This is a genomic window from Lentzea guizhouensis (assembly GCF_001701025.1).
Taxonomy (GTDB): Bacteria; Actinomycetota; Actinomycetes; order Mycobacteriales; family Pseudonocardiaceae; genus Lentzea; species Lentzea guizhouensis.
Genome location: NZ_CP016793.1, coordinates 7,810,256 through 7,832,829, shown reverse-complemented (window position 1 = coordinate 7,832,829; position 22,574 = coordinate 7,810,256). Strand labels below are relative to the sequence as shown.

The 22,574-nt window shown below is 71.6% G+C and carries 26 protein-coding genes; 10 read left to right on the top strand and 16 right to left on the bottom strand.

Annotated features, from left to right (window positions below; translation table 11 throughout):
• Genes BBK82_RS37670 through BBK82_RS37660 form a run of 3 tightly spaced genes read left to right on the top strand, consistent with a single transcriptional unit; the run spans position 1 to position 1,642 of the window.
• Positions 1 to 1,041: a CHAP domain-containing protein gene (locus BBK82_RS37670; RefSeq protein ID WP_065919204.1), complete on the top strand. Its 1,041-nt coding sequence runs from the start codon at positions 1 to 3 to the stop codon at positions 1,039 to 1,041.
• Complete coding sequence (locus BBK82_RS37665) at positions 1,038 to 1,319, top strand: hypothetical protein (protein ID WP_065919203.1); 282 nt, start codon at positions 1,038 to 1,040, stop codon at positions 1,317 to 1,319. The genes BBK82_RS37670 and BBK82_RS37665 overlap by 4 nt, the downstream gene beginning before the upstream one ends.
• Positions 1,316 to 1,642, top strand: coding sequence for a hypothetical protein (locus BBK82_RS37660; protein ID WP_154697743.1), 327 nt, complete (start codon positions 1,316 to 1,318; stop codon positions 1,640 to 1,642). Before BBK82_RS37665 ends, BBK82_RS37660 begins: the two co-directional genes overlap by 4 nt.
• On the opposite strand, the gene BBK82_RS37655 is transcribed toward BBK82_RS37660, so the two are convergent.
• Positions 1,639 to 2,412: an ESX secretion-associated protein EspG gene (locus tag BBK82_RS37655; RefSeq protein WP_065919201.1), complete on the bottom strand. Its 774-nt coding sequence runs from the start codon at positions 2,410 to 2,412 to the stop codon at positions 1,639 to 1,641. The genes BBK82_RS37660 and BBK82_RS37655 overlap by 4 nt on opposite strands.
• 28 nt (positions 2,413 to 2,440) lie before the next feature.
• Between BBK82_RS37655 and BBK82_RS37650 the strand changes: the two genes are divergently transcribed.
• Entirely contained in the window at positions 2,441 to 3,211 is a 771-nt protein-coding gene (locus BBK82_RS37650) for a helix-turn-helix domain-containing protein (protein ID WP_237047785.1), read from the top strand.
• Here BBK82_RS37650 and BBK82_RS37645 read toward each other — a convergent pair.
• The 8 genes from BBK82_RS37645 to BBK82_RS37615 all read right to left on the bottom strand — a co-directional run bounded on the left by BBK82_RS37645 (position 3,126) and on the right by BBK82_RS37615 (position 8,115).
• On the bottom strand, positions 3,126 to 3,695 hold the full coding sequence (locus BBK82_RS37645) for a hypothetical protein (RefSeq protein WP_237047784.1): 570 nt from the start codon (positions 3,693 to 3,695) through the stop codon (positions 3,126 to 3,128). The two genes, BBK82_RS37650 and BBK82_RS37645, sit on opposite strands and share 86 nt — an antisense overlap.
• 234 nt (positions 3,696 to 3,929) lie before the next feature.
• Entirely contained in the window at positions 3,930 to 4,406 is a 477-nt protein-coding gene (locus tag BBK82_RS37640) for a hypothetical protein (protein ID WP_065919198.1), read from the bottom strand.
• Positions 4,399 to 5,178 (bottom strand): hypothetical protein, encoded by a 780-nt coding sequence (locus BBK82_RS37635; RefSeq protein WP_065919197.1) that lies wholly within the window; start codon positions 5,176 to 5,178, stop codon positions 4,399 to 4,401. Before BBK82_RS37635 ends, BBK82_RS37640 begins: the two co-directional genes overlap by 8 nt.
• On the bottom strand, positions 5,175 to 5,297 hold the full coding sequence (locus BBK82_RS55915; protein WP_257785411.1) for a hypothetical protein: 123 nt from the start codon (positions 5,295 to 5,297) through the stop codon (positions 5,175 to 5,177). The genes BBK82_RS37635 and BBK82_RS55915 overlap by 4 nt, the downstream gene beginning before the upstream one ends.
• Complete coding sequence (locus BBK82_RS37630; protein ID WP_065919196.1) at positions 5,266 to 6,390, bottom strand: PPE domain-containing protein; 1,125 nt, start codon at positions 6,388 to 6,390, stop codon at positions 5,266 to 5,268. The genes BBK82_RS55915 and BBK82_RS37630 overlap by 32 nt, the downstream gene beginning before the upstream one ends.
• Positions 6,387 to 6,809, bottom strand: coding sequence for a hypothetical protein (locus BBK82_RS37625; protein WP_154697742.1), 423 nt, complete (start codon positions 6,807 to 6,809; stop codon positions 6,387 to 6,389). Before BBK82_RS37625 ends, BBK82_RS37630 begins: the two co-directional genes overlap by 4 nt.
• Positions 6,810 to 7,007: 198 nt before the next feature.
• The gene (locus tag BBK82_RS37620) at positions 7,008 to 7,313 is read right to left on the bottom strand and encodes an STAS domain-containing protein (protein WP_083268432.1); all 306 of its coding nucleotides are present in this window, start codon (positions 7,311 to 7,313) and stop codon (positions 7,008 to 7,010) included.
• Between the two features lie 34 nt (positions 7,314 to 7,347).
• Entirely contained in the window at positions 7,348 to 8,115 is a 768-nt protein-coding gene (locus BBK82_RS37615) for a GAF and ANTAR domain-containing protein (protein WP_065919194.1), read from the bottom strand.
• A 461-nt stretch (positions 8,116 to 8,576) separates the two neighbouring features.
• On the opposite strand from BBK82_RS37615, the gene lanKC reads away from it, so the two are divergent.
• Both lanKC and BBK82_RS51025 read left to right on the top strand, forming a co-directional pair.
• Positions 8,577 to 11,072 carry a class III lanthionine synthetase LanKC gene (gene lanKC / locus BBK82_RS37610; RefSeq protein WP_065919193.1) on the top strand — a complete coding sequence of 832 codons (2,496 nt, stop codon included), beginning with the start codon at positions 8,577 to 8,579 and terminating at the stop codon, positions 11,070 to 11,072.
• A 56-nt stretch (positions 11,073 to 11,128) separates the two neighbouring features.
• Complete coding sequence (locus BBK82_RS51025) at positions 11,129 to 11,269, top strand: SapB/AmfS family lanthipeptide (RefSeq protein ID WP_154697741.1); 141 nt, start codon at positions 11,129 to 11,131, stop codon at positions 11,267 to 11,269.
• A 58-nt stretch (positions 11,270 to 11,327) separates the two neighbouring features.
• Here the strand turns inward: BBK82_RS51025 and BBK82_RS37605 are convergent, their stop codons facing one another.
• Both BBK82_RS37605 and BBK82_RS37600 read right to left on the bottom strand, forming a co-directional pair.
• Positions 11,328 to 12,836 (bottom strand): hypothetical protein, encoded by a 1,509-nt coding sequence (locus tag BBK82_RS37605; protein WP_154697740.1) that lies wholly within the window; start codon positions 12,834 to 12,836, stop codon positions 11,328 to 11,330.
• 21 nt (positions 12,837 to 12,857) lie between these two features.
• Positions 12,858 to 13,739, bottom strand: coding sequence for a LysR family transcriptional regulator (locus BBK82_RS37600; protein ID WP_218920463.1), 882 nt, complete (start codon positions 13,737 to 13,739; stop codon positions 12,858 to 12,860).
• 62 nt (positions 13,740 to 13,801) lie between these two features.
• Here BBK82_RS37600 and BBK82_RS37595 point away from each other — a divergent pair, with 62 nt between their 5' ends.
• The 3 genes from BBK82_RS37595 (at position 13,802) to BBK82_RS37585 (ending at position 17,629) form a co-directional block, all read left to right on the top strand.
• Entirely contained in the window at positions 13,802 to 14,296 is a 495-nt protein-coding gene (locus tag BBK82_RS37595; protein ID WP_065919191.1) for a nuclear transport factor 2 family protein, read from the top strand.
• A gap of 328 nt (positions 14,297 to 14,624) precedes the next feature.
• Positions 14,625 to 16,280 (top strand): maltose alpha-D-glucosyltransferase, encoded by a 1,656-nt coding sequence (gene treS, locus BBK82_RS37590; protein WP_083268430.1) that lies wholly within the window; start codon positions 14,625 to 14,627, stop codon positions 16,278 to 16,280.
• Positions 16,277 to 17,629, top strand: a complete 1,353-nt coding sequence (locus BBK82_RS37585) for a maltokinase N-terminal cap-like domain-containing protein (RefSeq protein ID WP_065919190.1) — start codon at positions 16,277 to 16,279, stop codon at positions 17,627 to 17,629. Before treS ends, BBK82_RS37585 begins: the two co-directional genes overlap by 4 nt.
• Before the next feature lie 67 nt (positions 17,630 to 17,696).
• Here BBK82_RS37585 and BBK82_RS37580 read toward each other — a convergent pair whose 3' ends face one another.
• From BBK82_RS37580 to BBK82_RS37565, 4 genes are all read right to left on the bottom strand, one after another.
• Positions 17,697 to 18,665 (bottom strand): hypothetical protein, encoded by a 969-nt coding sequence (locus tag BBK82_RS37580; RefSeq protein WP_154697739.1) that lies wholly within the window; start codon positions 18,663 to 18,665, stop codon positions 17,697 to 17,699.
• 67 nt (positions 18,666 to 18,732) lie between these two features.
• Entirely contained in the window at positions 18,733 to 19,188 is a 456-nt protein-coding gene (locus BBK82_RS37575; RefSeq protein WP_065919188.1) for a nitroreductase/quinone reductase family protein, read from the bottom strand.
• A 44-nt stretch (positions 19,189 to 19,232) separates the two neighbouring features.
• The gene (locus BBK82_RS37570; RefSeq protein WP_065919187.1) at positions 19,233 to 20,228 is read right to left on the bottom strand and encodes an alcohol dehydrogenase catalytic domain-containing protein; all 996 of its coding nucleotides are present in this window, start codon (positions 20,226 to 20,228) and stop codon (positions 19,233 to 19,235) included.
• Between the two features lie 22 nt (positions 20,229 to 20,250).
• The gene (locus BBK82_RS37565; RefSeq protein ID WP_065919186.1) at positions 20,251 to 20,847 is read right to left on the bottom strand and encodes an NADPH-dependent F420 reductase; all 597 of its coding nucleotides are present in this window, start codon (positions 20,845 to 20,847) and stop codon (positions 20,251 to 20,253) included.
• A gap of 193 nt (positions 20,848 to 21,040) precedes the next feature.
• On the opposite strand from BBK82_RS37565, the gene BBK82_RS37560 reads away from it, so the two are divergent.
• Positions 21,041 to 21,652 (top strand): TetR/AcrR family transcriptional regulator, encoded by a 612-nt coding sequence (locus BBK82_RS37560; RefSeq protein ID WP_065919185.1) that lies wholly within the window; start codon positions 21,041 to 21,043, stop codon positions 21,650 to 21,652.
• A 19-nt stretch (positions 21,653 to 21,671) separates the two neighbouring features.
• Here the strand turns inward: BBK82_RS37560 and BBK82_RS37555 are convergent, their stop codons facing one another.
• A complete protein-coding gene (locus BBK82_RS37555) occupies positions 21,672 to 22,556 on the bottom strand; it encodes a hypothetical protein (protein ID WP_065919184.1) in 885 nt (294 codons plus the stop codon).
• Positions 22,557 to 22,574 lie beyond the last annotated feature (18 nt).

The window sequence follows — 22,574 nt, the reverse complement described above, 5'->3', positions numbered from 1 at the left end:
GTGGACACCAGAGCGATCGCGCTGCAGTTCGCCAAGAGGATGGTCGCGCACCGCAACGCGTTGGCGGGCAAGGCCGACGACACCATGCGCGTGCAGTTCGCGTTGCACCAGGCGAGCGGGGCGCTGCAGGACCAGCGGGACGTCACCCGCAAGGCGGCGGGCGAGGTGCTCGGCGAGTGGGACGGCGCGACCGCGGAGCAGTTCCACCGGCGGTCCGACCGGCTCGCCGAGCAGATCCGGGCGACGGCGTCCATCAGCACGCGGGCCGAGAAGGCGGTGGCGGGTGCGGGCAGTGCGCTGATCACCGGTCACACGGCCGCGCAACGGCTGATCGACGAGTACGTCACCAAAGCCGCCGCGTTGCTCGACACGGCTGTCGCGAGTGGGTCGCAGGCCGCGTTGATGAAGGCCGTGGCCGCCGCGGCCGACCTCGAACCGCGCTACACGCGGGAGTCGGTGCGCAACGTGCGGCAGGTGAAGGCCGAGCTGGAGGAGGCCAAGCGGGAGCTGCGCGCGCTGGAGCGGAAGATCGAGGACGACGGGATCGCCGACCCCCGCGTGGCCAAGCGCGGTGGCGGAGCCCGTGGTGGTGCCGGTGGCGCGACCAAACCGTCCGGTGCGAAGGTGCGCAAGATCGTGACCGCCGCCCGCGGTGAGATCGGCACGCGCGAAAGCCCGCCGGGCAGCAACCGCAACCCCTATGGCCCCACCACCTACTGGTGTTCGTCCTTCGCCACGGCGATGTGGCGCAAGGCCGGTGTGGACATCCCGATCCTGCCGTTCACCGGCGACGTCTACCGCTGGGGCCAGCGCAACGGCAAGGCCTACGGCAACGGCGACCTGAAGCAGAACGTGCGGCCGGGCGACGTGCTGCTCTTCGGCACCGGCCCGCAGAGCCCGTCGACCAGCAAGCACATCGGCATCGTCGAGAAGGTCGACGGCAACACCGTCACGTTGATCGAGGGCAACTCCGGCGACCAGGTGCGCCGCAACACCCACCAGCTCAGCAGCACGAAGTTCTACGGAGGGGTGCACCCGTGATCACCGGGCACGCGTACCACGACACCGGCATCGCGATCGAGGTCGGCGCGGGCGGCGGCCTGCGCACCCTCACGCTCACCGAGCGGTCGATGCGACTGGGCCGCGCCGCACTGGCCGACGAGATCCTCACCCTGGTGCGGATCGCGACCGGGCGGGCGAACGAACGGGCCAGGCACGCCCTCGGCGGCGAGCACCTGGAGACGCTCGGCATCCACGCCGACACCGAGCTCACCGAGGAGATCGAGTCCACGACACCGGAGAGCTGGTGGGTCCGATGACCGACGAGCCGCAGAGCATCGAGGAGATGCTGGCGCAGGACGACGAACGCGAACCGCTCGGCGTGCGCGCGGCACTGGACGAGATCACGTGTTCCGCTCGCGAGGACGACGTGGTGGTGACGGTCGACCTGCACGGCAAGCTGGTCGGGCTCGACCTCGGTCCGCGCGCGATGGCGTTGCGGCCCAGCGCGCTCGCGGCCCGCGTCCACCGGCTCGTCGACTCCGCGGCACGGGACGCGCTGGCCGCGGGAGTGCGGGTGCTGGCGGACGTGCTCGACGAACCGGCCGCGGCGGAACTGGCCGCAGACCTGGCACTGTCCTAACCGGCCTCGGCCACCATGTCGGTGAGGCGCCGGGTGATCCACGCCGGGTCGGCGGGGACCACCCGGACCCACTGCTCCTCGTGGACGTGCTCGGTCGTGATGGCGTACCGGCCCGCCTTGGTGTCCGACCAGGTGAGCACCGGTGAACGCCCCCGGCCGCCGGTCACCGCCAGCTGTCCGGCGCCGATCCGGCCCGCCTCGGCGATGGTGATCAGCGGCCGCATCGCGCTGCCCCGCACCCCCGCGTCGGCCAACGCCCGTTCCAAGCCGTGGTAGCCGTGGTCCACATACCCCTGCAAGGCGGCCGAGTACGCCGCCCGCGGCAGCCGCACCTGCTCGCCCGGCCCGGCCGGGTGCTCACCGAGCACCTTCACCACCGCCCGCACCAGGTCGTCGCGCGCCATGGGTTCGAGTGCCAGCTCCTCGTTGTTGAGCACGGCGAGCACACCCCGGCTGCCCCTGACCGCGGCGAGCACCCGCCACGGCTGGTCGGCGAACACCAACGCGTCGACGGACACCGCGTGGTGGTGCAGCATCCCGAGCAGTTCCTCCAGCTCGGGAACGACGTCGTCGTGGTCGTCGACCAGCCCGGCGCCGGCGAGCGTCTCGGCCACGCCGGCCGCCAGCTGGTCCCGCTCGGCCTCCGTCGCACCGTGCGAGGGCACGTCGAGCGCGGCGGGCAGGTCACCGAAGCCGAGGTCCTCCCACACCAGGTCGAACTCGAGGTGGGACAGGACCACCGCGCCGGTTGCCGGTAAACGCCGTGCCATGAGAACTCCCGTGGTTAATCTTGTGCGCGTGCAGCACGACGCAGAGGTCGCGAGCGGTGTCCTGGTCGTGCGTGCTTCCGGTGCGGCAGCGGCGAAAGCGGCGTTCACCGGAGCGCCGTCCACCCCGGAGTCCATCCAGTTGCTGATGCGGTGCCCGGTGCACCGCTCGGTGCCGGAGGACGTGCACGTGTTCGGCGACTGCTCGCTGCACGTCCTGCCGGCCGGCGCGGTCGTGCTGACCGTGCCGGAGACCAAGTTGTCGACGGGGTTCAGCGAGCTGCACCCGTTGATGTTCCAGCCCGTCCAGGTGGGACTCGAGCTGCGCACCGTCTTCACCGGCGCGGTGGGCCACGTGCTGGCCGCACGCGACGTGCTCGACCCCGTCGGCGTCGCGCTCCACCTGACCGGACTGGCGGAACTGGTGCTGCGCAGCGCGTTGCGGGAGGAGCTGCACCGCGCCGACATCGCCACCGGGCACCGGCGTGCCGCGCTCGAGCACATCCGCGCGCACCTCGCCGAACCGTCGTTGACCCCGAGCCAGGTCGCCAAGGCGCTGAACATCTCGCTGCGCCGGTTGTACCAGGTGTTCGAGGGGGAGCCGAACGTCGCCGAGCGGATCAAGGTGCTGCGCATCGACCGGGCGAAGGCGCTGCTGGCGGATCCGTCCAAAGCCGACCGCGGCGTCGGTGAGATCTCCCGCGACTGCGGGTTCGTCAGTGCGACGCACTTCTCCCGGGCCTTCCGCGCGCTGGTCGGGCAGCCGCCGACGGAGTACCGCCGCCGCGCGCTGACGAGGTGAACTGCACGCCGTTGACGAACCGCCCGGTGATGCCCGCGAGCTCCAGCCACCCGCGGCCGCTGGGGGAGTGCAGGGTGAACACGGCGATCCGCGGGTGAGCGGGGTCGGGCACGACGATCTGCAGCTGCGCCCCGACACCGTCCACCGGTACCCGCTCGACGATCACCACCGGGTACCCGGCGGCGGTCGTGGCGGTGGTCATCTCCTTGAGGCCGGGACCACCGGCGTCGGCGAGGTGGAAGCACAGCTCCTCGGCGGCGGCCGGCGTCAGCGCGCGCTTCACCGCGACCAGACCGGCCACCAGCACCGCGGGATCGGCGTTCGGGTGCTCCACGACCGCCACGACACCGGCGTCGTGGCGCAGCGCGAGCTCGGCGGCCTGGGTGGCCGCGACCTCCAGCCCGGGATCGCGCGCCCGGTCCGGGCCGCGCACCTGCCGCAGCAACGACAACAGCTCGGCGGACGTCGCCTCGACCGAGCTCACCTGAACCGGGGTGACACCCCGCACCGGCGTGAGTCTCACCGCTCACCGAGTGCCGACGTGAAGGCGGCCGCCCACCGGTGGGCGTGCCGGCGGTGCGCGGTGCGGTGCGCGGCGTGGTGACCAGCACCCCGGCCAGTCCGCCGGCCAGCGCCGAGTAGTCGTTCAACGCCCGCACCACGCCACCGAACAGCTCCTCGCGGCTGGGCACCCGCCCGGCCGCCTCGACCCCGCCGCTCACCAGCAGCCGCAACCGTTCCGCGACCCGCCGCGCGGCGCTGCGGTGGTCGGCCTCCAGGTCACGCGCGCTCGCCAGCACACCGTCGAGCTCACGCCGGAGCTCCTCCAGCCGCGCGAGGCCGCCACGTGCTCCGGCCCGCCGCGGAACGACGCGAGGACCACGGCGTTGTCCGCGTCCTCGACCTCCGCCGCAGCCCGTGCCCGCCGGTCGAGCTCTTCCGCCCTGCGCTGGTTCGCCAGCACCGTCCCGCCCAGTCGTCCAACGTGTCCGCGGCCGCACCCAGCGTGCGCCGCGCCGTGTCGAGCTCGCCGCGGACCCGGTGAGCGCGCCGCGAACGCCTCCGCCGCGGCACCCGACCACCCGGCGGGCGGCTCCGGGACCTCCACCTGACGCCGGCACCGCTCGCTCGCCGCGGCGACGGCTCCGGCGTCACCCGGCACCGGGTCGAAACCGAGTCCCCGGTAGTCACTCATGGCGCAGCTCGTCGGCAGCGCGGTGTGTGGTGCCAGTCGTGCGCGGTTCGTCGATGCCGTTGTATGCGGTGCCGGCCGCACGCGGCTCGTCCGCGTCGCTGTAGGCGACACCGGTCGTGCGCAGTTCGTTGGCGTCGGTGGACGCGGTGCCAGCCGCACGCGGCTCGTTCGCGGCTCTGTACGTGGTGCCGGCCGCACGCGGCTCGTCCGCATCGCTGTAGGCGGCACCGGTCGTGCGCAGTTCGTCCGCAGCGTTGTAGGCGGTGCTGCCCGCACGCAGCTCGTCCGCGTCGCCGTTCGGGGCACCGGTCGCGCGCAGCTCGTTCGTGGCGTTGTGGGCGGCACCGGTCGTGCGCGGTTCGTCGGCGTCGGTGTACGCGGTGCCAGCCGCGTGCAGCTCGTCGGCGACCTCATGCGCGTGACTCCCCACGCGCGGCTCGTTGGCGGCGCCGTGGGCGGTGCAGGTCGTCCGCAATTCGTCCGCGTCGCCGTTCGGGGCGCCGGCCACGCGCAGCTCGTCCGCGTCGCTGTACGCGGCACCAGCCGCACGCAGCTCGTCCGCGGCATCCGCGAGCGTGGCCTGCACCGCGGCTGTCTTGTCCGCCCACGACCGCAGCAACTCGTCGGCGGCCGCCGTGACGCCCGGTCCGAGGTCACCGCCGGCGCCCTGACCGAGCGCGGCGGCCAGTTCGGCGACCTCGGTGGCCGTGTCGTCCAGCCGCTCCGCCGTCACGCGCACGGCGGTGACGTCGGCGGCGTACCCGTCGCTCATTCGCCCAGCACGGGCGGCGCGCCCGGTGGGATGTCGTCGAGCAGGTCCATCTTCTCCGCGTACCGGTTGGAGTGCTGCCGGTCCTCGTCACCGCCGGCGCCGAACGGCGGCGGCATCATGCCGTACCCCGGCGTTCCCGGCGCCCCGGCCACGCCGCGACCGCCCAGAGCCGCCGCGGTGCCGCGTCCCGGCTGCTGGCCGAGCACACCGGCGGCGCCCGGCATCCCGGGACCGGTGCTGCCCGGCATTCCCGGACCGGTGCCGGGCATCCCGGACCGGTGCCGCCCTGCGCTCCGGGCGCACCCGTCGTGAAGCCGCCCGGCCGCCGTGGGTGCCGGGACCGCCGGACGTCGTGCCGGGCAAGGTCCGGTGGCGGCGGGCCGACCGACGCGACGCCCGTGCTGTCGGTGCCTCGGACACCGGCCTCGGCACGTCCGGGACCGGGACGCGCTCCGGTGGCTTCGGCGTCGCTTCCGGCCCGCGGGGTGCTTCCGGCCCGGCCACCACCGGCGGTGGCGGGGCAGCGGGGCCCGGCTGCTGCGCGGTCGGCGGTGCCGTGTCGAACACAGGCAGGGTGCTGCGGGTGTTCCTGCTCTCGCTCTCGTAGACCTGCATGACGGCCACCGTCTCCGCCTTGGCGTTGCGCGCCTCGACCTTGGTCGGCATGTGGTCGTCGGTGAGCTGTTCGAGCAGGTTCAGGCCTTGCGGTCCGTCGGCCACCTTGACGTCGTAGCCCTCGTTGAAGCGCCGCTCCGCCCAGTAGTGCACGGGCTCCGGCAGCCGCCGCTTGGTCTCCTGCAGCACCGACGTGTAGTCGTCCAGGCCCTTGGCGACCCGCGCGGTGGAGTCACCGACCGTCTCGCCCCACGAGGTCAGCGCCGACGCGGCCTGGGCGGCCAGCTCCGCCGACGGGCCACGCCACGACGAGGCGAGCTTGTTCGCGATGTCCTGCACCGACCGCGACGTGTCGCGCAACCGGGGTGCGAGCTCCTGCCACTGACCGGTCCGCACGGACATCCCCGGCAGGTCGGCCGAGTGCACCATGTCCCACAGCTGCTGGTGCGTGTAGGCGTCCCAGCGGATGGTCCCGGCGTCGAACGCGTCCTCGCGCAGGTTCGCGCGGCGCTGCCGGCTGAGCCTCCTCGCGCGTCGGACCTGCTTCGCGCTCGGCTCGTGCTCTTCGGAGTAGTAGCCCTTGTCGCGCCCGCTCATGCCTGCCTCTTGAACGCCGCGGCGGTGTTCTCGTCAACGCCGACGTGCACCTTCTTCACGTTCTCCAGCGCGTCGATCACGAGGTCGAGCTGCTGGACGTAGGACTGCAACGCCGCCCGCACGCCACCCTCGACGTCCCTGGCCCGCAACCCGAACGCCTTGCGCATCTGCACCGCGACCGGCCCCTTGCCGTCCGGCAACGGCGTCGCCAGCTCGGCGCTCTGCGCCAGGTACCCCGCCAGCTCGTCGCGCCGCCGGTGGAGCTGCCGGACCGCCTGGTCGAAGTCGGCGGGGTCGATCTCGACGCGATCGGCGCCGGTCGTCGGAATGCCCACCAGGCCGATGCCCGCAGCCGCCCCGACGACCCCCACCACGGGCTCGTCCCGCACCGACCGCTTCAGGCGCTCGGCCTCGTCCATGCTGTCCACCCTGACCACGGGCGCACACCCCCTCGTTCTCGCCGGCTCGGAACATGGTGACCGGAGGTGGTCGGGAGATCCAGTACCGGGTGCACGGATCGTCACAAACGGTGCGCTCGTGGTCAAAGCCGGCCTGCGGTGTGCCGCCTGTGAGGCCTTCGGCACCCCGCAGGTCCCGCAACGACGTTCGGGCGGAACTCAGTGCTCGAACATGCGGGCGAGACCGGTGAGGTCCAGCACCCGCCGCACCGCCGGGCTCGGTGAGGTCAGCCGCAGCGAACCGGTCATCTCGACGGCCCTGGCCCGGCTGCGGACCAGCGCGCTGATGCCGCTGGAGTTGCAGAAGGTGACACCGGAGACGTCGATGACGAGGTGGTGCCGTCCCTCCTCGATCAGCTGGTCGAGCTTCGCGAGCAGCGCCGCCGAACCGGCCACGTCCAGCATGCCGCTCAGGGTCACCTCGGTCTGGGCGGCCGAGGTGCCGACGACGTGGATGCGCAACACCGGGCACCCCTCCCTCGAAGCGCGATGCGCCCGGTCACGCTTCGGGCAGGTCGATCTCGGTGTGCCGGGTCGCGAGGGTCTGCGCCAGCTGCGCGAGCTTGACGTTGAGGTCCTGCGAGATGCGGCGCAGCTGGTCGAACGCCTCGTCGGCGTTGATGCCGCGTCGTTGCATCAGGATGCCCTTGGCCTGGCCGATGACGTCGCGGCTGTCGATGGCGTGGCGCATCTGGGCCTCGCGCAGCTCGGCGAGCCGGACGGCCTCGGTGTGGGCCAGCGCGAGAGAGGCGTGGGTGGCCAGCAGCAACGCGCGGTCGCGGGCGGTGTCGTCGCTGAACTTCCCCGGTTGCCGGGCGTAGATGTTGAGGGCGCCCGACAGGCGGGGCGGGATGGCGTCGGGCAGCAGCGAGGTGGACAGGACGGAGCCGAACCCGAGTGCGGCCGCGTCCGGGCCGAACAGCGGCCAGGCCGGCTCCTCGGCCAGGTTGCCGCTGTGTTTGTAGGCCGTCTTCTCCTTGGCGGCCTCCAGGCAGGGGCCGTGGCCGTACCGCTCCTGGAGCCGGTCGAGCTCGACGGCGACCGGGTCGGTGTCGGCCGGGGTGTGCAGGTGACCGTCCGCCGCGCGCAGGGTCACGCTGACCACGGCGGCGTCGGGCTGCACGGCGAACGTCGCCCGCACGACGTGGTCGAGTGCCTCCGCCACGCTGTCCGCGTCGAGCAGCCGCGCGGTCAGCTGTGCGAACTCGCGGCCGAGCGGGCTGACGTCGACGTCAGCCGGTGTGTCCTGGTCCCAGTCGTCCGGCATGAACCTCCGCCTTCCTCTCCGGCTCGCTGCGCCTGGTCTGGGCCGTGGCGGCGTGCGGCCCGTTCCGCGCCTCCTGTCGAATGGAGGCCTTCCCCGGCGGCGGGAGTCCCACACCTCCGGCCGGGAGTCCGGTGAGCAGGACATGTCCACAGGAGATGGTCACCCGATGGCTGACGGTTGCGGCAGAGGTGATCCGCGCCGGCTCGGCGTGCGGATGTCCGAGCGGGCGGATCCGCACGGACGTGGTTCAGCTGTTTCGGGACGGCACCACGCGATCCGCCACGCACCCCGTCTTGACGATGCCAGGACGGGGTGCGCAGCACGCGTGAAACCGCAGGTCCAACACCTTCGAGTGGTTTTGCTCCGCGGTCCGGCATCGCCCTTGTCCAGGCCGCACCGGCCGCGCACGCTGGGCATGCGGTAACCGCGTTGTGGCCATCTGTGACGAAGGCGGGGCGAGGATGGATCACCGCTATGAGGCCCACTGCCTCGCGGGTGGACGGTTCTACGACGTGCTCCAGGCCCACGACACCCCGAGCGACGACTTCTCCCGGAGCCTGCCCGAGGTCGGACCGGACTGGCGGACGCACGTGCGCGGCGTGTGGCGGTCGCTGGCGCCCGTGCACATCACGCTTCCGGCGCAGGGTTGGAAGATCCACGTCTCGGCCACCATGGACAACGCCGAGCGGGTCCTGGCCGTGGTGTTCGACTACTGCCTGGCCGTCGGAACCGCGTTCAAACACCTGCGCACAAAATCGATCCTGCTCGCTTCGAACTCCAAGTACGCGCTTCGCTCGGCCAGCGGCAAGCTGATGACCATCTACCCGCGCGACGACGCGGAGCTGGCCCGCGTGCTCACGGACCTGTCCGCCGCGCTCGAGGGCGAGCCGGGCCCTTACATCCTCAGCGACCTGCGCTACCGCACCGGTCCGCTGTACCTGCGGTACGGCGGGTTCCTGCCGCGGTGGGTCGAGCACAACGGCGTCCGCGTGCCGGCGATCGAGACGCCGGACGGCACACTGGTCCCCGACGTCCGCAAGCCGGTGTTCCACCTGCCCGACTGGGTCGAGCCACCGAGCTTCCTGCGACCGTGCCTCGCCGCGCGGGCGACCGGCAGCCCCGATGACTTCCCCTACCGCATAACGGAATCACTGCACCACTCCAACGCGGGAGGCGTCTACCTCGCGACCCGCCGGTCGGACGGGACGAAGGTGGTGCTGAAGGAGGCGCGCCCGCACTGCGGTCTCGACCGCGAGCAGGTCGACGCCGTGACGCGGCTCCACCGGGAGCACGAAACCCTGACGAGGTTGGCCGGCATCACCGGTGTGCCGGCGGTGCACGACCGGTTCTCGGTGTGGGAACACGAATACCTGGCGATGCAGCACATGCCGGGCCGTCCGCTCAGCCGGTGGCTCGCGACCACCTACCCGCTCGTCCGGCACGCGACCGACCAGCAGGTGACCGACTACACCGCACGGGCACTCGCGCTGCTGGGCCGGATCGAAGCCCTGGTGGCCGAGGTGCACGAGCGCGGTGTGGTGTTCGCGGACCTGCACCCGCACAACGTCCTGGTCGACGAGGACGACTCGGTGAGCCTCGTCGACTTCGAGCTGGCGTTCCCCATCGACCGGCCTGCCCGGCCGGCGTTGGGAGCACAGGGCTTCCGGGCACCCGCCGACCGGCGCGGCGTCGACGTCGACCGGTACGCGCTGGCCGCTCTGCGCCTGTGGGCCTTCCTGCCGCTGACCTCGGTGCTGGAGCTGGAGCGGGGAAAGCTGCACCAGTACCTGGACTTCATCGAGCAGCGGTTCGACCTGCCCGGCGGCTACTGCGACCGGATCCGCCGGGAGATGGGCGGTACCGGGCACGACGTCGCGGTGACCGAGTGGGACCAGCCCGCACCGGACTGGCACCTGGTGCGCAAGTCCATCACCGAGGCGATCCTGGCCAGTGCCACCCCGGACCGCGCCGACCGGTTGTTCCCGGGAGACGTCGAGCAGTTCGTCTCCGGTGGCACCTCGTTCGGCTACGGCGCGGCAGGTGTGCTGTACGCGTTGGACACCAGCGGTGCCGGTCGCTTCCCCGACCACGAGCAGTGGCTGGTGGACGCGGTGCGCCGCACTCCGCCGACGCGGCCGGGTTTCTACGACGGCGCCCACGGGATCGCCCACGTCCTCGCCAACTTCGGCCACCACGACCTCGCCGCCGAGGTGGTCGCCCGGTGCGAGCCGGCCTCGGACCACAGCCTGGCCGGCGGCGCGGCCGGTGTCGCCCTGAACCTGCTGCACCTCGCCGACCTGCTGGGGGAGAGGGACTTCCTGGCCGAAGCCGAGAGGATCGGCGACCGGCTCGCTGCCGCGCTGCCGACGGCTGCGCCGCCCGGCTCCAAGGGGACCGCGGGGCTGTTCCACGGCTGGTCCGGGCCGGGGTTGTTGTTCGTCCGCCTGTTCGAGCGGACCGACGACCGGCGGTGGCTCGACCTGGCGGACCAGGCGGTGGCACGGGACCTGCGGGAGTGCGTGTCCAAAGAGGACGGCTCGCTGCAGGTGCGGGACGGCCGGCGCACCCTGCCGTACCTCAGCGTCGGCGGGGCGGGCATCGCGTTGGTTCTCAACGAACTTGCGGCGCACGCACCTCAGTCCGGCCTGCTCACCGACCTGCTGCGGGGGTGTTACGGCGAGTTCGTCATCCACCCCGGGCTCGCGCTGGGCAGAGCGGGCCAGCTGGCCACCCTGGCGCTGGTCAACCGCCGGCTGCGCGATCCGGAACTGGACCGGGCGATCAGCTGCCACCTCGCCAACCTGCGCTGGCACGCCCTCCCGCACGGCGGTGGCATCGCCTTCCCCGGCCACCAGCTGCTCCGCCTGTCCACGGACCTCGGCACGGGAAGCGCGGGTGTGCTGCTGGCGGTCACCGCCGCGCTCGACGACAACCGCCCGGTGCTGCCTTTCCTCTGACTCCGGTCGCGAGCCGGCCGGTGGTGCGATCCGCGCAACAGAAGTAGGGAGTGATCATGGAGTTCGTGCTTGGTTTGCAGGACATGACCGTGACCGAACAGCCGGACGGCCCGGAGGTCACGGGAGATCCTCACAGCCACTACAGCGGATACGGCTGCGGTTACAGCGGCCTGTCGCTGCTGCTCTGCGAAGCCTGACCGAACGCCGCGTGCTGGTTCCGTTCACACGCCCGTGCGGACGGAACCAGCACGCCGGTCAGCCGCGCTGGTCCGCCAGCGGGAAGTACGCGTGCTCGTCGTCGCCCGGCAGGAAGAACAGCGGCGCCGGCCCCAGCTCCAGAATCGTGTGGACGAGGTGGTCGAGTGTCGGGAACGGGTTCTCGGTCGGGTGGATCAGCATCGGTGCCGGGACGTAGTACTCCTCCCACCCCTTCGCCTGGTGGAACCGGTCGAGGTCCGCGGCGGTGAACGCGAACCGCAGCATGCTCAGCCGCGAACCGCCACCGGCCTGCAAGACCTCCACCTGCTCGGGGGAGAGGCAGAACGGTCCCGGGTACCGCTCGCGTTCGCCGATCTGGTGGTAGGCCGGGATGCGGGCCCAGTCCGGTTGCTTGAAGTGCAGGGTGAGCGGGAGCGGGATGCCGTCGTCGGTCAGGACGCAGCAGGTCGCGTCGAAGTACCGGTGGATCCCGAGCAACAGGCGGCCGTACGGGGTGAGGTTCGGCAGCCGGTTCATCGCCTGCGCGAGCTGGAGCTTGACCAGCGGGTGGTCGCCGGGCTCGGTGGTGCGGCAGGTGCCGAGGTGCTGGAAGATCGCGCAGATGGCCTCGGCCTCCTTCATGTCCGGGCGGTAGCTGTGGTGCCAGCTCGTGAGGAACTTGACCTGCTTGCCGGCCACGGTCTGGAACATGGTCGTGCGCAGGAACGCGAGGTCCTGCTCGATGTGGTCCTGATCGGGGAAGTAGTGGACGGACGTCGGGGAGCCCTCCGACCAGTCGAGGGTGCTGGTGGCGGCCACGAACGCCTCGAAGACGCACCAGGCCCGGTCGCGGTAGTCCCGGTAGCCCTCGGACAGGATGATCACGTGGTCAGCGGCGGCCACCAGTTCGCTGAGGCGGCCCAGTTCGCGGCGGAAGACCTCGTCCTCGGCCTCGCTGCGGGGGTGCTGGGGCATCGACCAGTAGTCGTAGAAGACGCCGCAGTCCGCCAGTGACGGGTGCTCGCGGACCAGTTCCCGCAGGCGCTGCAACAGTTCGAGGAACTGCCTGCCGTCGGGGTCGGGGTGCGTGGCGGTGGTCCAGCGGTGGGACACGAAGACGACGCGGCGGTCGTCGTCGGGGTGCCATTCGGTGAAGTCGGTGAGATCGCGGTAGGCAGGGAACTCGGCGCACGCCAGCAGGGCGCGCGGGCTCAGCAGGCGGATGGCGGTCCGCTTGGCGGCGTGCTCGGCCTCCAGGAACTCGCGCACGTCCGCCGGCACCTGGCCGGGCATCCTGCGGTGCAGGGCGCGGAACGCGTCGGTGAGGACTCGGCGGTCCTGCTCGGTCTCCTCGTCGTCCCCGTCGCCGAGGCGGAGGTAGTGGAACCAGCCGACCACGAACTGCACCTCGGACTGGTCCGGGTGCAGCCGCCACAGCTCGGCGGCGTGGTCGACGGCCTGCTGGTCGAACAGCGGGGTGGAGTCCTGGGTGCGCTCAGCCCGCTTGATGCGTGCCCAAAGCCGCGCCGCCAGCCACAGCGCCCTGGGCAGCTTCCGTGTCCGCACGGACACGAGCATCCCGGATTCTCAGCGCAGTTGGCGGACTATTTCGACGAACGAGGGCACCAGCGCGTTGGCCGACTGCTCCGGCCACGCCAACGCGATGCGCAACGGCTCGATGTCCACGATCGGCCGCCAGGTGAGGTCGGGATGCACGTAGAAGCTCTTCATCGACTCCGGCCCGATGCACACCCCGGACGTCGTCGCCACGTGCTCCAGCATCTCCTCGACGTTGGCGTTCTCCGGCCCCCACACCGGCACCGACCCGTCCGGCCGCGGGTTGACCGCCCACCAGTCGACCCACTCCGGCGGCGCCACCCGCGTCCACATCAACGGCTCGTCACGCAGGTCGCCGATGCTCACGGTCGCCTTGCCCGCCAACGGATGCGTTGCCTTCACCGCCACCCACCGCCGCTCGGTCGTCACCACCTCCGAGCACAACCCGGTGAGGTCCGCCGGCAGCCACGCGAACGCCACGTCCGCCAGCCCGTCCCGCAACGCCCGCGCCTCACCACCCCACTCGAACCGCTTCGGCTCGACCGTCACCCCGGGATGCCGCTCCGTGAACACCGCCCTCGCCCGCCGCGCCAGCTCACCGCCGCCGGTCGCCACGAACCCGACGCGCAGCACGTTCCGCTCCGCCGCCGCCACGGTCCGCACCAGCCGCACCCCCTCCTGCCACCCCGCGACCTGCCGCCGCGCCACCGGCAAGAACGCCAGCCCCGCCCCCGTCAACGCCACCGCGGACCCGGCCCTGCTGAACAGCTCCGCGCCCAGCCGCGACTCCAGCTGCCGGATCTGCCGGCTCAGCGACGGCTGCGCCACGTACAGCCGCTTCGCCGCCCTGGTGAAGCTGAGCTCCTCCGCGACCACCACGAAGTAGCGCAACAGCCGGGTGTCCACGTCCATGCCCGAAACGTATGGCGGCAGGTATTGGACCGCCGTGAGGTCGCGCTGGTTGCGTTGACGCCATGGAACGACGCACCGTGCTCCGCCTCGGCACCACCGGTCTGGCCGCCTCGGTGGCCGTCCCCGTCGCCGCGGGTGAACACCCCAACGTCAGCCTGGTCCGCCGCTACTACGAGGCCTACGGATCAGGCGACCCCGAAGCCCTGCGCCCCTTCTTCGCCCCCGACATCCGCTGGACCATCCCCGGCCACCACCCGCTCGCCGGCACCAAGACGGGCGCCGACGAGGTGCTCGCCTTCTTCGCACAGCTGGCCAGGTCCGGGTTCCGCGCGGAGGTGCTGTTCCTGGCCGCCGACCGCGACTGGGTCGTGGACATGCACCGCGGCTGGAGCACCACCCCGGCAGGCCTCGACATCACCTGGACGCTGGCCTACCGGATCCGGGGCCGCAAGATCGTGGAGGCGGTGAACTTCGCGGCCGACCAGCACGCGGCGGACGCGTTCTTCTGGCGGCAGTACCCGCTGGCACCGATCCCGGACCGGCTCGCCAGCCGCTGAGCGACCGGTCCGGCCGGGCGGCGAGCACGCAGGCCAGTTGGTGGAGCCCGACGCGGTTCGCCCGGCAGCGGCTCACCCTCGTCTTGAGGAGGCGACGGGGCCAGCCCTGAGCGGCAGCGGATCGCACACGCGCGCACCCGCAGCCAGGTGGCAGGCTCGGCGCCGCACGAGTGCGTTCCAAGCCGCCTCGAACGCCATTCGGCGGTCGAACCAGCCGTCCACGGGCGGGAAGATCGAATCGTTCACACGACCGTGTGAACGATTTGATCTTCCCGCCCGCTGTGCCCCACTCTGCCGCAATCCGACGACGTTGCGAGCGAGAGGTGCCATGGAGCACGAGGCGAACTGGTTCAAGGGCGCTGTCTTCTACGAGGTCCTGGTCAGGGCCTTCAGCGACTCCAACGGTGACGGCACCGGCGACCTCCGCGGGCTGGCGTCCAAACTGGACTACCTCGAGTGGCTCGGGGTCGACTGCCTGTGGCTGCCTCCGTTCTACGCCTCGCCGTTGCGCGACGGCGGGTACGACATCAGCGACTTCCGGGCGGTGCTGCCGGAGTTCGGGACGGTCGAGGACTTCGTGCACCTGCTGGAGGAGGCGCACCGGCGGGGCATCCGGGTGATCACCGACCTGGTGCTCAACCACACGAGCGACGCGCACCCGTGGTTCCAGGAGTCGAGGCAGAACCCGGACGGCCCGTTCGGCGACTTCTACGTCTGGGGCGACGACGACGCGGCCTACAGCGACGCGCGGATCATCTTCGTCGACACCGAGTCGTCGAACTGGACCTACGACCCGGTGCGCGGGCAGTTCTACTGGCACCGCTTCTTCAGCCACCAGCCGGACCTCAACTACGACAACCCCGCCGTCCAGGACGCGATGATCGACGTCCTGCGGTACTGGCTCGACATCGGCATCGACGGCTTCCGCCTGGACGCGGTGCCCTACCTGTTCGAGCGCGAGGGCACGAACTGCGAGAACCTCCCGGAGACGCACGACTTCCTGCGCAAGTGCCGCAAGGTCGTCGACGACGAGTACCCCGGCCGGGTGCTGCTGGCGGAGGCGAACCAGTGGCCGTCCGACGTCGTGGAGTACTTCGGTGACGGCGACGAGTGCCACATGGCGTTCCACTTCCCGCTGATGCCGCGGATCTTCATGGCGGTGCGGCGCGAGTCGCGGTTCCCGATCTCGGAGATCCTGGCGCAGACGCCGGCGATCCCGGAGAACTCCCAGTGGGGCATCTTCCTGCGCAACCACGACGAGCTGACGCTGGAAATGGTCACGGACGAAGAACGTGACTACATGTACTCGGAGTACGCCAAGGACCCGCGGATGAAGGCGAACATCGGCATCCGCCGGCGCCTGGCCCCGTTGCTGGAGAACGACCGCAACCAGCACGAGCTGTTCACCGCCATGCTGCTGTCACTACCGGGCTCGCCCGTTCTGTACTACGGCGACGAGATCGGCATGGGCGACAACATCTGGCTCGCCGACCGCGACGCCGTGCGCACACCGATGCAGTGGACGCCCGACCGCAACGCGGGCTTCAGCAGCTGCGACCCCGGCCGGATCTACCTGCCGGTGATCATGGACCCGGTCTACGGCTACCAGGGCCTCAACGTCGAAGCGCAGAGCCGCAGCCAGTACTCGCTGCTCAACTGGACCCGCCGGATGATCGAGGTGCGCAAGCAGCACCGGGCGTTCGGCCACGGCGACTTCACCGAGCTCGGCGCGTCGAACCCCACCGTGCTCGCCTACCGCCGCTCCCTCGGCACCGACGTGGTGCTCTGCGTCAACAACCTCTCCCGGTTCCCGCAGCCCGTCGAGCTCGACCTGGCCGAGCACGCGGGCACCGTGCCCGTGGAGCTCACCGGCGGCGTGCGGTTCCCGGCGGTGGGGGAGCTGCCGTACCAGCTCACCCTGCCCGGTCACGGTTTCTACTGGTTCCAGCTGACCTCCGACGTGGAAGGTGGCGACAAGAAGTGACGACGAGCGAGACCGTCGGGGTCGTGCCGGAGCAGCTGGACCGCTGGCTGGTCGCCCAGCCGTGGTACCGCGGCCGCGGACCGGTGGAGTGCGAGCGCGTGACCGTCCTGCGCGACGGTGACCCCGCGCTGGTCCACGTCGTGCTGGCGGTCGGTGGACGCCGGTACCAGTTGCTGCTGGGCGTGCGGGACGAGCTGCCGGAGCGGTTGGTGCACGCGCGGATCGGCACCGCGGGCGAGCGCGAGGTGTACGAGGCGGTGCACGACCCCGAGCTGACCGCCGCGCTGCTGCAGCACTTCGAGGAGTCCACCGAGGTCGAGGGCCTGTGGTTCCGCGGCGCGCTGCCGCCGCGCTACACCGACGCGCCGGTGGGACGGCCGTTCCCCGGCCCGCAGCGCAACTTCTCGATCGTCTACGGCCAGCGGCACGTGCTGAAGTTCTTCCGCGAGCTGACGCCCGGCGACAACCCGGAGCTCGTGCTGCACACCGCCCTGCACTCGATCGACGACCCGCACATCGCGCCACCCCAGGGAGCCCTGGAGGCCGAGCTGGACGGGGTGCGCACCACGTTCGCGGTGCTGCACGAGTTCGTCCCGCTGGGCGCGCTCGGCTGGCCGATGGCCACCGCCAGCGTGCGCGACTTCCTCGCGGGCCCCGGCGTGGACCCGCAGGCCGCGGGCGGTGACTTCGCCTCGGAGGCGCACCGGCTCGGCCGGGCAGTCGCGGGTGCACGCCGACCTGCGGAGACGCTCGGCGAGCGGACCGCCGGACCGGACGACGAGGCAGAGTTCGTCGCGGCCCTGCACCGCCGCCTGGACGCCGCGCTGGACTGGGTCCCCGCGCTCGCTCCGTTCGAGGCGGGCCTGCGCGCCCGGTTCGACGAGGTGCTGGCCTCGGCGGAACCGATCCGCCTGCAACGGGTGCACGGCGACCTGCACCTCGGCCAGGTGCTCCGCTCACCGCGCACGTGGGTGCTCGTCGACTTCGAGGGCGAACCCCACGGCGGCCCGGCGGAACGGACCCGCCCGCGCCCCGCCGAACACGACGTCGCCACCGCACTGAGGTCGCTGCACTACGCGGCCGCACAGCTGCTGGTGGGCGCGGACGACGTGACCACCCTGCTGCCGCGGGCCGCCCGGTGGCTGGAGCGCAACCGCACGGCCTTCTGCGCCGGGTACGCCGAGGTGGCCCCCGACCGCCGACCGGGCGGGGCGCTGCTGACCGCGGTGGAGCTGGACCGGGCGGTGCTGGAGGTCTGCCACGAGCAGCGGTTCCGTCCGGAGTGGACGGTCATCCCGCTGTCGGCGATCGCGGAGGCGGTGACGGGCGAGCCGGCCTGGCTGGTCTGAGGCGCCGGTGACGGTCGAACTGGGTCCGACACGGTTCGGGGTGGCGACGTGCGCCGCCACCCCGGCCTCAGCGCAGCACGAAGACGCGCAGAAGTCCCCACACCGCGGACAACAGGAGGACGAGACCCGCCAAGCTCAACGCCAACCACCTCAGGTCGCGTTGCCGTCGCAGCCTGGCCGGTGCGCGGGCGTCGTCCAGGTGCGCGAAGACGGGCGCGAGCTGCTGTAGCAGCGCCATCTCCAGGCTGGTGCCGCGATCGGTGCTGAGGCGGACCAGTTCCGCGGTCCAGTCCTCGCGGAAGTGCAGTGCTGCTCTGACCGTGTGGTCGTCCGCGTCGGGCAGCGGTGCGAGGTCGGGCAGCGGGTGCGGGAACAGGCCGGCCACCTCGGAGCGGAAGTGGTCGTACTCCCAGTTCCCGAACGGGAGCAGGACCACGACGCGGCGCGGGTCGACCGTCACCGTGACCAGTTCGAGCTCCCAGCGCAGTCCCTCACCCCGTCCCGCACCGATGAGGACCAGCCGGGAGCGGTGGAGGAGCTCACGCACCGTCTGCTGCCAGTCGTCGCCGACGTAGACGCGGGGAGCACCGGCCGGTGGAAGCGGCTCACCCGGTCGCCCGATCGCGACCAGCGGCCCGATCCGGCTGAAGGCCCGGGCGAACCGCTCCTCCTCGGTCCGGAAGTAGTCCACGCCGGTCTCGCCGGTGCGCGCCAGGAGCTCGTCGACCAGGAACGAGCGCAGGTAGAGCACGGGAGGGCGGGCATCTGCCGCCAGCGCGGACCACCCGTCGGCCGAGATGTTCCGCTTGAACCCGACCCAGCTCCTGACGACGACCTGCCTGCCGATCGGCTGGCAGACCAGGTGGGCTGCGACGAGGCCGGCGAAGTAGAGCGCGCCACCGCCCAGCCGGTCGGTCGTGATCGCGATCGCCACCACGACCACGAGGATCAGCACGCACCCCGCGGCGGCGCCGCAGAGATACGCCGCGGCGCGCACCTTCGACCGGCCATGTGCTCGCTCAGCACCTCTGTTCACCTGCGCTCCCACGGCCACCGCTCGGCAAGGCGACGATGAATCATCCCGCGCCGCGGGGCAGGGGCTGTCAGCTGACGGGTTCGAGCAGCACCAGCGGGATCTCGCGGTTGTTGCTCGCGGCGCGCTCCCGCATACCGCGGAAGAACGAGTAGAGCTGGTCGGCGTAGGCGAGCCAGTCCTCCCGTTCCCGTCCTTCGGCCAGCCGCGCGGTCATCAGGCGGCGGTCGGCACCGTCCTGCAGCTGCACGGTCGGGTTCTCCACGAGGTTGTGGAACCATCCGGGGTTGCGCGCCTGGCCGCCGGCCGAGGCACCGACGGCATAGACGCCGTCGCGCTCGATCCTCATCAGCGCGACCTTGCGCAGCTTGCCCGAACGCGCACCACGCATCGTCAGCACGATCACCGGGCCACCCATCATGTTTCCGCCTTCGCGGCCGTCGGTGCGCTCGTAGAGCTCCACCTGGTCACGGGTCGCCGGGTCGGTGCTCGGGACGTACTCGCCTTCGAGCAGGTTCTCGCTCACGATCGAATTCCCTTCTCACACTGTGTTCGGTTTGGCAGGGCCGGTCAAAGGGTGATCACGGTCTTGCCGATCGTCCGCCCGGTCTCGGCGATCGTGTGGGCGCGTCGCATGGTCTCGACGGTCAGCCCCTGCAACGACGTCGTGACGATGGGACGAAGCCGGCCCGCGGCGAGGTCTTCCGCCGTCCGGGCCAGAACCGCTGCCTGGCTCTCGGCGTCACCGCCGACCGTGATCCTGCTGAACACCATCTCGGTGTGCAGGGACAACGACTTGCCCGTGAAGGCGCCGATGTCCACGGGCCCGCTGAGATCGATGGTGGCGAGATGGCCGAACGGCCGCAGGACCTCGATGATCCAGCCCAGATGACCGCTGGTGCCCGACGTGGAGAACACCATGTCGATGCTGCCGACTCCCGTGTCACGCAGCTGGGCCGCGACGTCGCCGCTGTGGTCGACCACCAGGTCCGCGCCCTGCGCCGCGACCCAGTTCCTCGACTCGGGCCGCGACGCCGTGCCGACCACGAACGCGGAGGTGCGGGCCTTGAGCAGTTGCGTCGCCATCGACCCGACGCCGCCGGCCCCGCCGACGACCAGCACGCGGTCGATCCCGGCAGGCAGTTCGTCCTGGTCGCGGAACAGCGCCTCCCAGGCGGTGAGCACGCCGATGGGCACCGACGCCGCGTCGGCGAAGCCGACCTCGTCGGGAAGCACGGCCACGACCCGGTGGTCGACCGCGACCCGCTCCGCCCAGCACCCGTCGCGGGTCGTGTCGCCGGTGCCCAGGACACGGTCACCGACCCGGAAGCCCGTCACCGCCGGGCCGACTGCCACGACGATCCCGGCGAACTCCCAGCCGAGGACCACCCGGCCACCGGGTGCGGCGCTGCGCGTCCGCCTGATCAGGGTCTCGCCGGGGTTGATCCCGACCGCGCGGACCTCGACCAGGAGATCGCCCTCCCGCAACCGGGGCTCCTCGACGTCCACCAGGTCCAGGTCGAACGCGTCGAGCGTGTGGGCCTTCTCGTAGGCAAGCGCCTTCATCGAACGAGTCCCTCCGTCTGGGTCAGTCCTGCTTGAGCGCGTGCAGAGCCGACAGCACACCGCCGCCGACCTGCATCAACCGGCCGCCCTCGCGCAGCGGGCCCGCGTCGACCGCGGCGAAGCCGATGCGCTCGGCCACCGCCCGGAAGTCGTCCTTGGCCGAGGCGTCGTCCCCGGCGTAGAACAGCAGCTGCCTGCCCTGCGCGTGGCGTGGGTCAGCCGCGATGTACTCGGCGTACAAGGTGTTGAAGGCCTTCACCACACGGGCGCCGGGCGCCAGGTCCGCGACGAACTCGCTGGCCGTCTCCACACCGAGCTCTTCGAGCGCCGGAGCGTTCGGCAGCACGTTCGTGGTGTCGACGAGGATGCGGCCCGACCACGCGGGCAGCCCGCTCAGCGCCTCGCGCACCTCCGGCCACCGCACCGCGAGGAAGACCATGTCCGCGGACGCGGCCTGCTCGACGGTCCCCGCCGACACCGACGGCCCCAGCCGTGCCGCGACTTCTCGCAGGGTCTCCGGCCCACGACTGTTGCTGATCGTCACCTGGTTCCCCGCCGCCGCCAGGTGGGCGGCGATGGCTTGCGCGACCGTGCCCGCGCCGATCGTTCCGAAGTCCACGCCCGAGCTCCCTTCCCGGCGGCCGGGTGTCTCCCGGCGCGTATTGATGTCGTTCATCATCAATAACAAAGATGGTACGCATCATCATTAGCTGTCAAGCAGGGTGGGCGTTGGACGCGGACTTTGATGACGTCTAACATCGAAGAAGCAGAGGTTCCGCACCAGGTGGGCCAGCCTGCGGGAGGTTTTCGACGTGCCGCGCATCACAGAGGAGCAGAAGCAGCTCAACCGCGAGAGGATCGTCAACGCGGCCGGTGAGGGGTTCCGGGCACGCGGCATCGACGGCATCGGCATCGAAGAGGTGATGAAAGCCGCCGGGATGACCCACGGCGGCTTCTACAACCACTTCGCCTCGAAGGACGACCTGGCCCTGGAGGTCCTCCACCAAGGCTTCACCGACTCGCTGAACGCGCTCGACGCCATCCGCAAGGCGCACCCGCGCTCCGCGAAGGCCGCGGTCAACGACATGGTCGACAGCTACGTCAGCGCCCAGCACCGGGACCACGCGGAGGTCGGCTGCGCGTCGGCGTCCCTCGTCACCGACGCCGGGCGCCACGGCGTCGCAGCCCAGGCGGAGTACCAGCGCGGCCTCGACGGCTACTTCGGCGCGATCACCGAGATGCTGCTCGACCGCGCACGCCAGTCCGGTTCCGACCTGAACCCCGTCGAAGCGCGGGAACGGGCCATCGCGCTGTTCAGCCAGATGGTCGGCTCCCTGGTGATCTCACGCGCGGTCGCGGAGGCCGCCCCCGGCCTGTCCGCCGAGATCCTCACCGCCAACCGCAAGCAGCTCAAGAGACCTTGACGCCACTGCCGGCGGCGGATCAGCCGAACTTGAGCAGGTTCTGCGTGTCGGGCCGCAGCTGGGTGCCCAGTGCCGCGTCGGTGCCGATGACGGCCAGGGTGCGCACCGGTTCGAGCACCGGCGTGGCCTGGGTCCAGCTCCGCAGCAGGTGCCGGCACAGGCACGCCTCCAGCGCGATCGCGGCGGCGGCGGCGTGGAGGAGGTCCTGGGTCTTGCCGGGGTGCGCGGACAGGTGCTCGCGGCTCTCGTTCAGCATCCTGGTCCACCGCTCCTCCGGCGGTACCGCGACGGACGGGGCCGGCCTGCCGCCGATGCGGTGCAGGCCCGCGGCGAGCCGCCGGTCGAACAGCAGCGCGATGCCCGCCGCCGCGGTCTGGTGACCGATGGCCGAGGCGGTGCCGCGGCGCAGCACGCTCATGGTGTTGTGGGCGGCGATCGCGACGGCGGGCACGCGGTCGATCTCGGTCTCCGGTTCGGACAACGACTTCGCGGTGACGAGCTCGCGCAGCTGGATGGCCGTCGCCTTGCTCTCGATGAACGAGTACAGGGCGGTGTGGCTGCTGCGCATGAGGCTGATGAGGTGGTCGCCGATGCGGGCGGGGGAGGCGGTGTCACCGCCCGCGTCCCTGACCATCGGCGCGGTCATCTCCCGCAACGCGGCCAGCCACCGCTCGCTCAGCGCCTCGCGCCACCGCACGACCTCCGGCTGCTCGGCGCGCTCCGCACCGACGCCGTCGAACTCGCCGTCGTGCAGCGCGATCCACAGTGCCAGCTGGAAGTCCGGGTCGGCGACCAGCCTGGCCGGTTCGTCGACCGCCGTGAGGACGGGTGGTTGAGCCTCGACGTCGAGCAGCGCGGCGATGACGCCCGCGCTCAACGGTCCGCGGGCGGTGGGCAACAACATCAGCGCCTCCGACGGGGG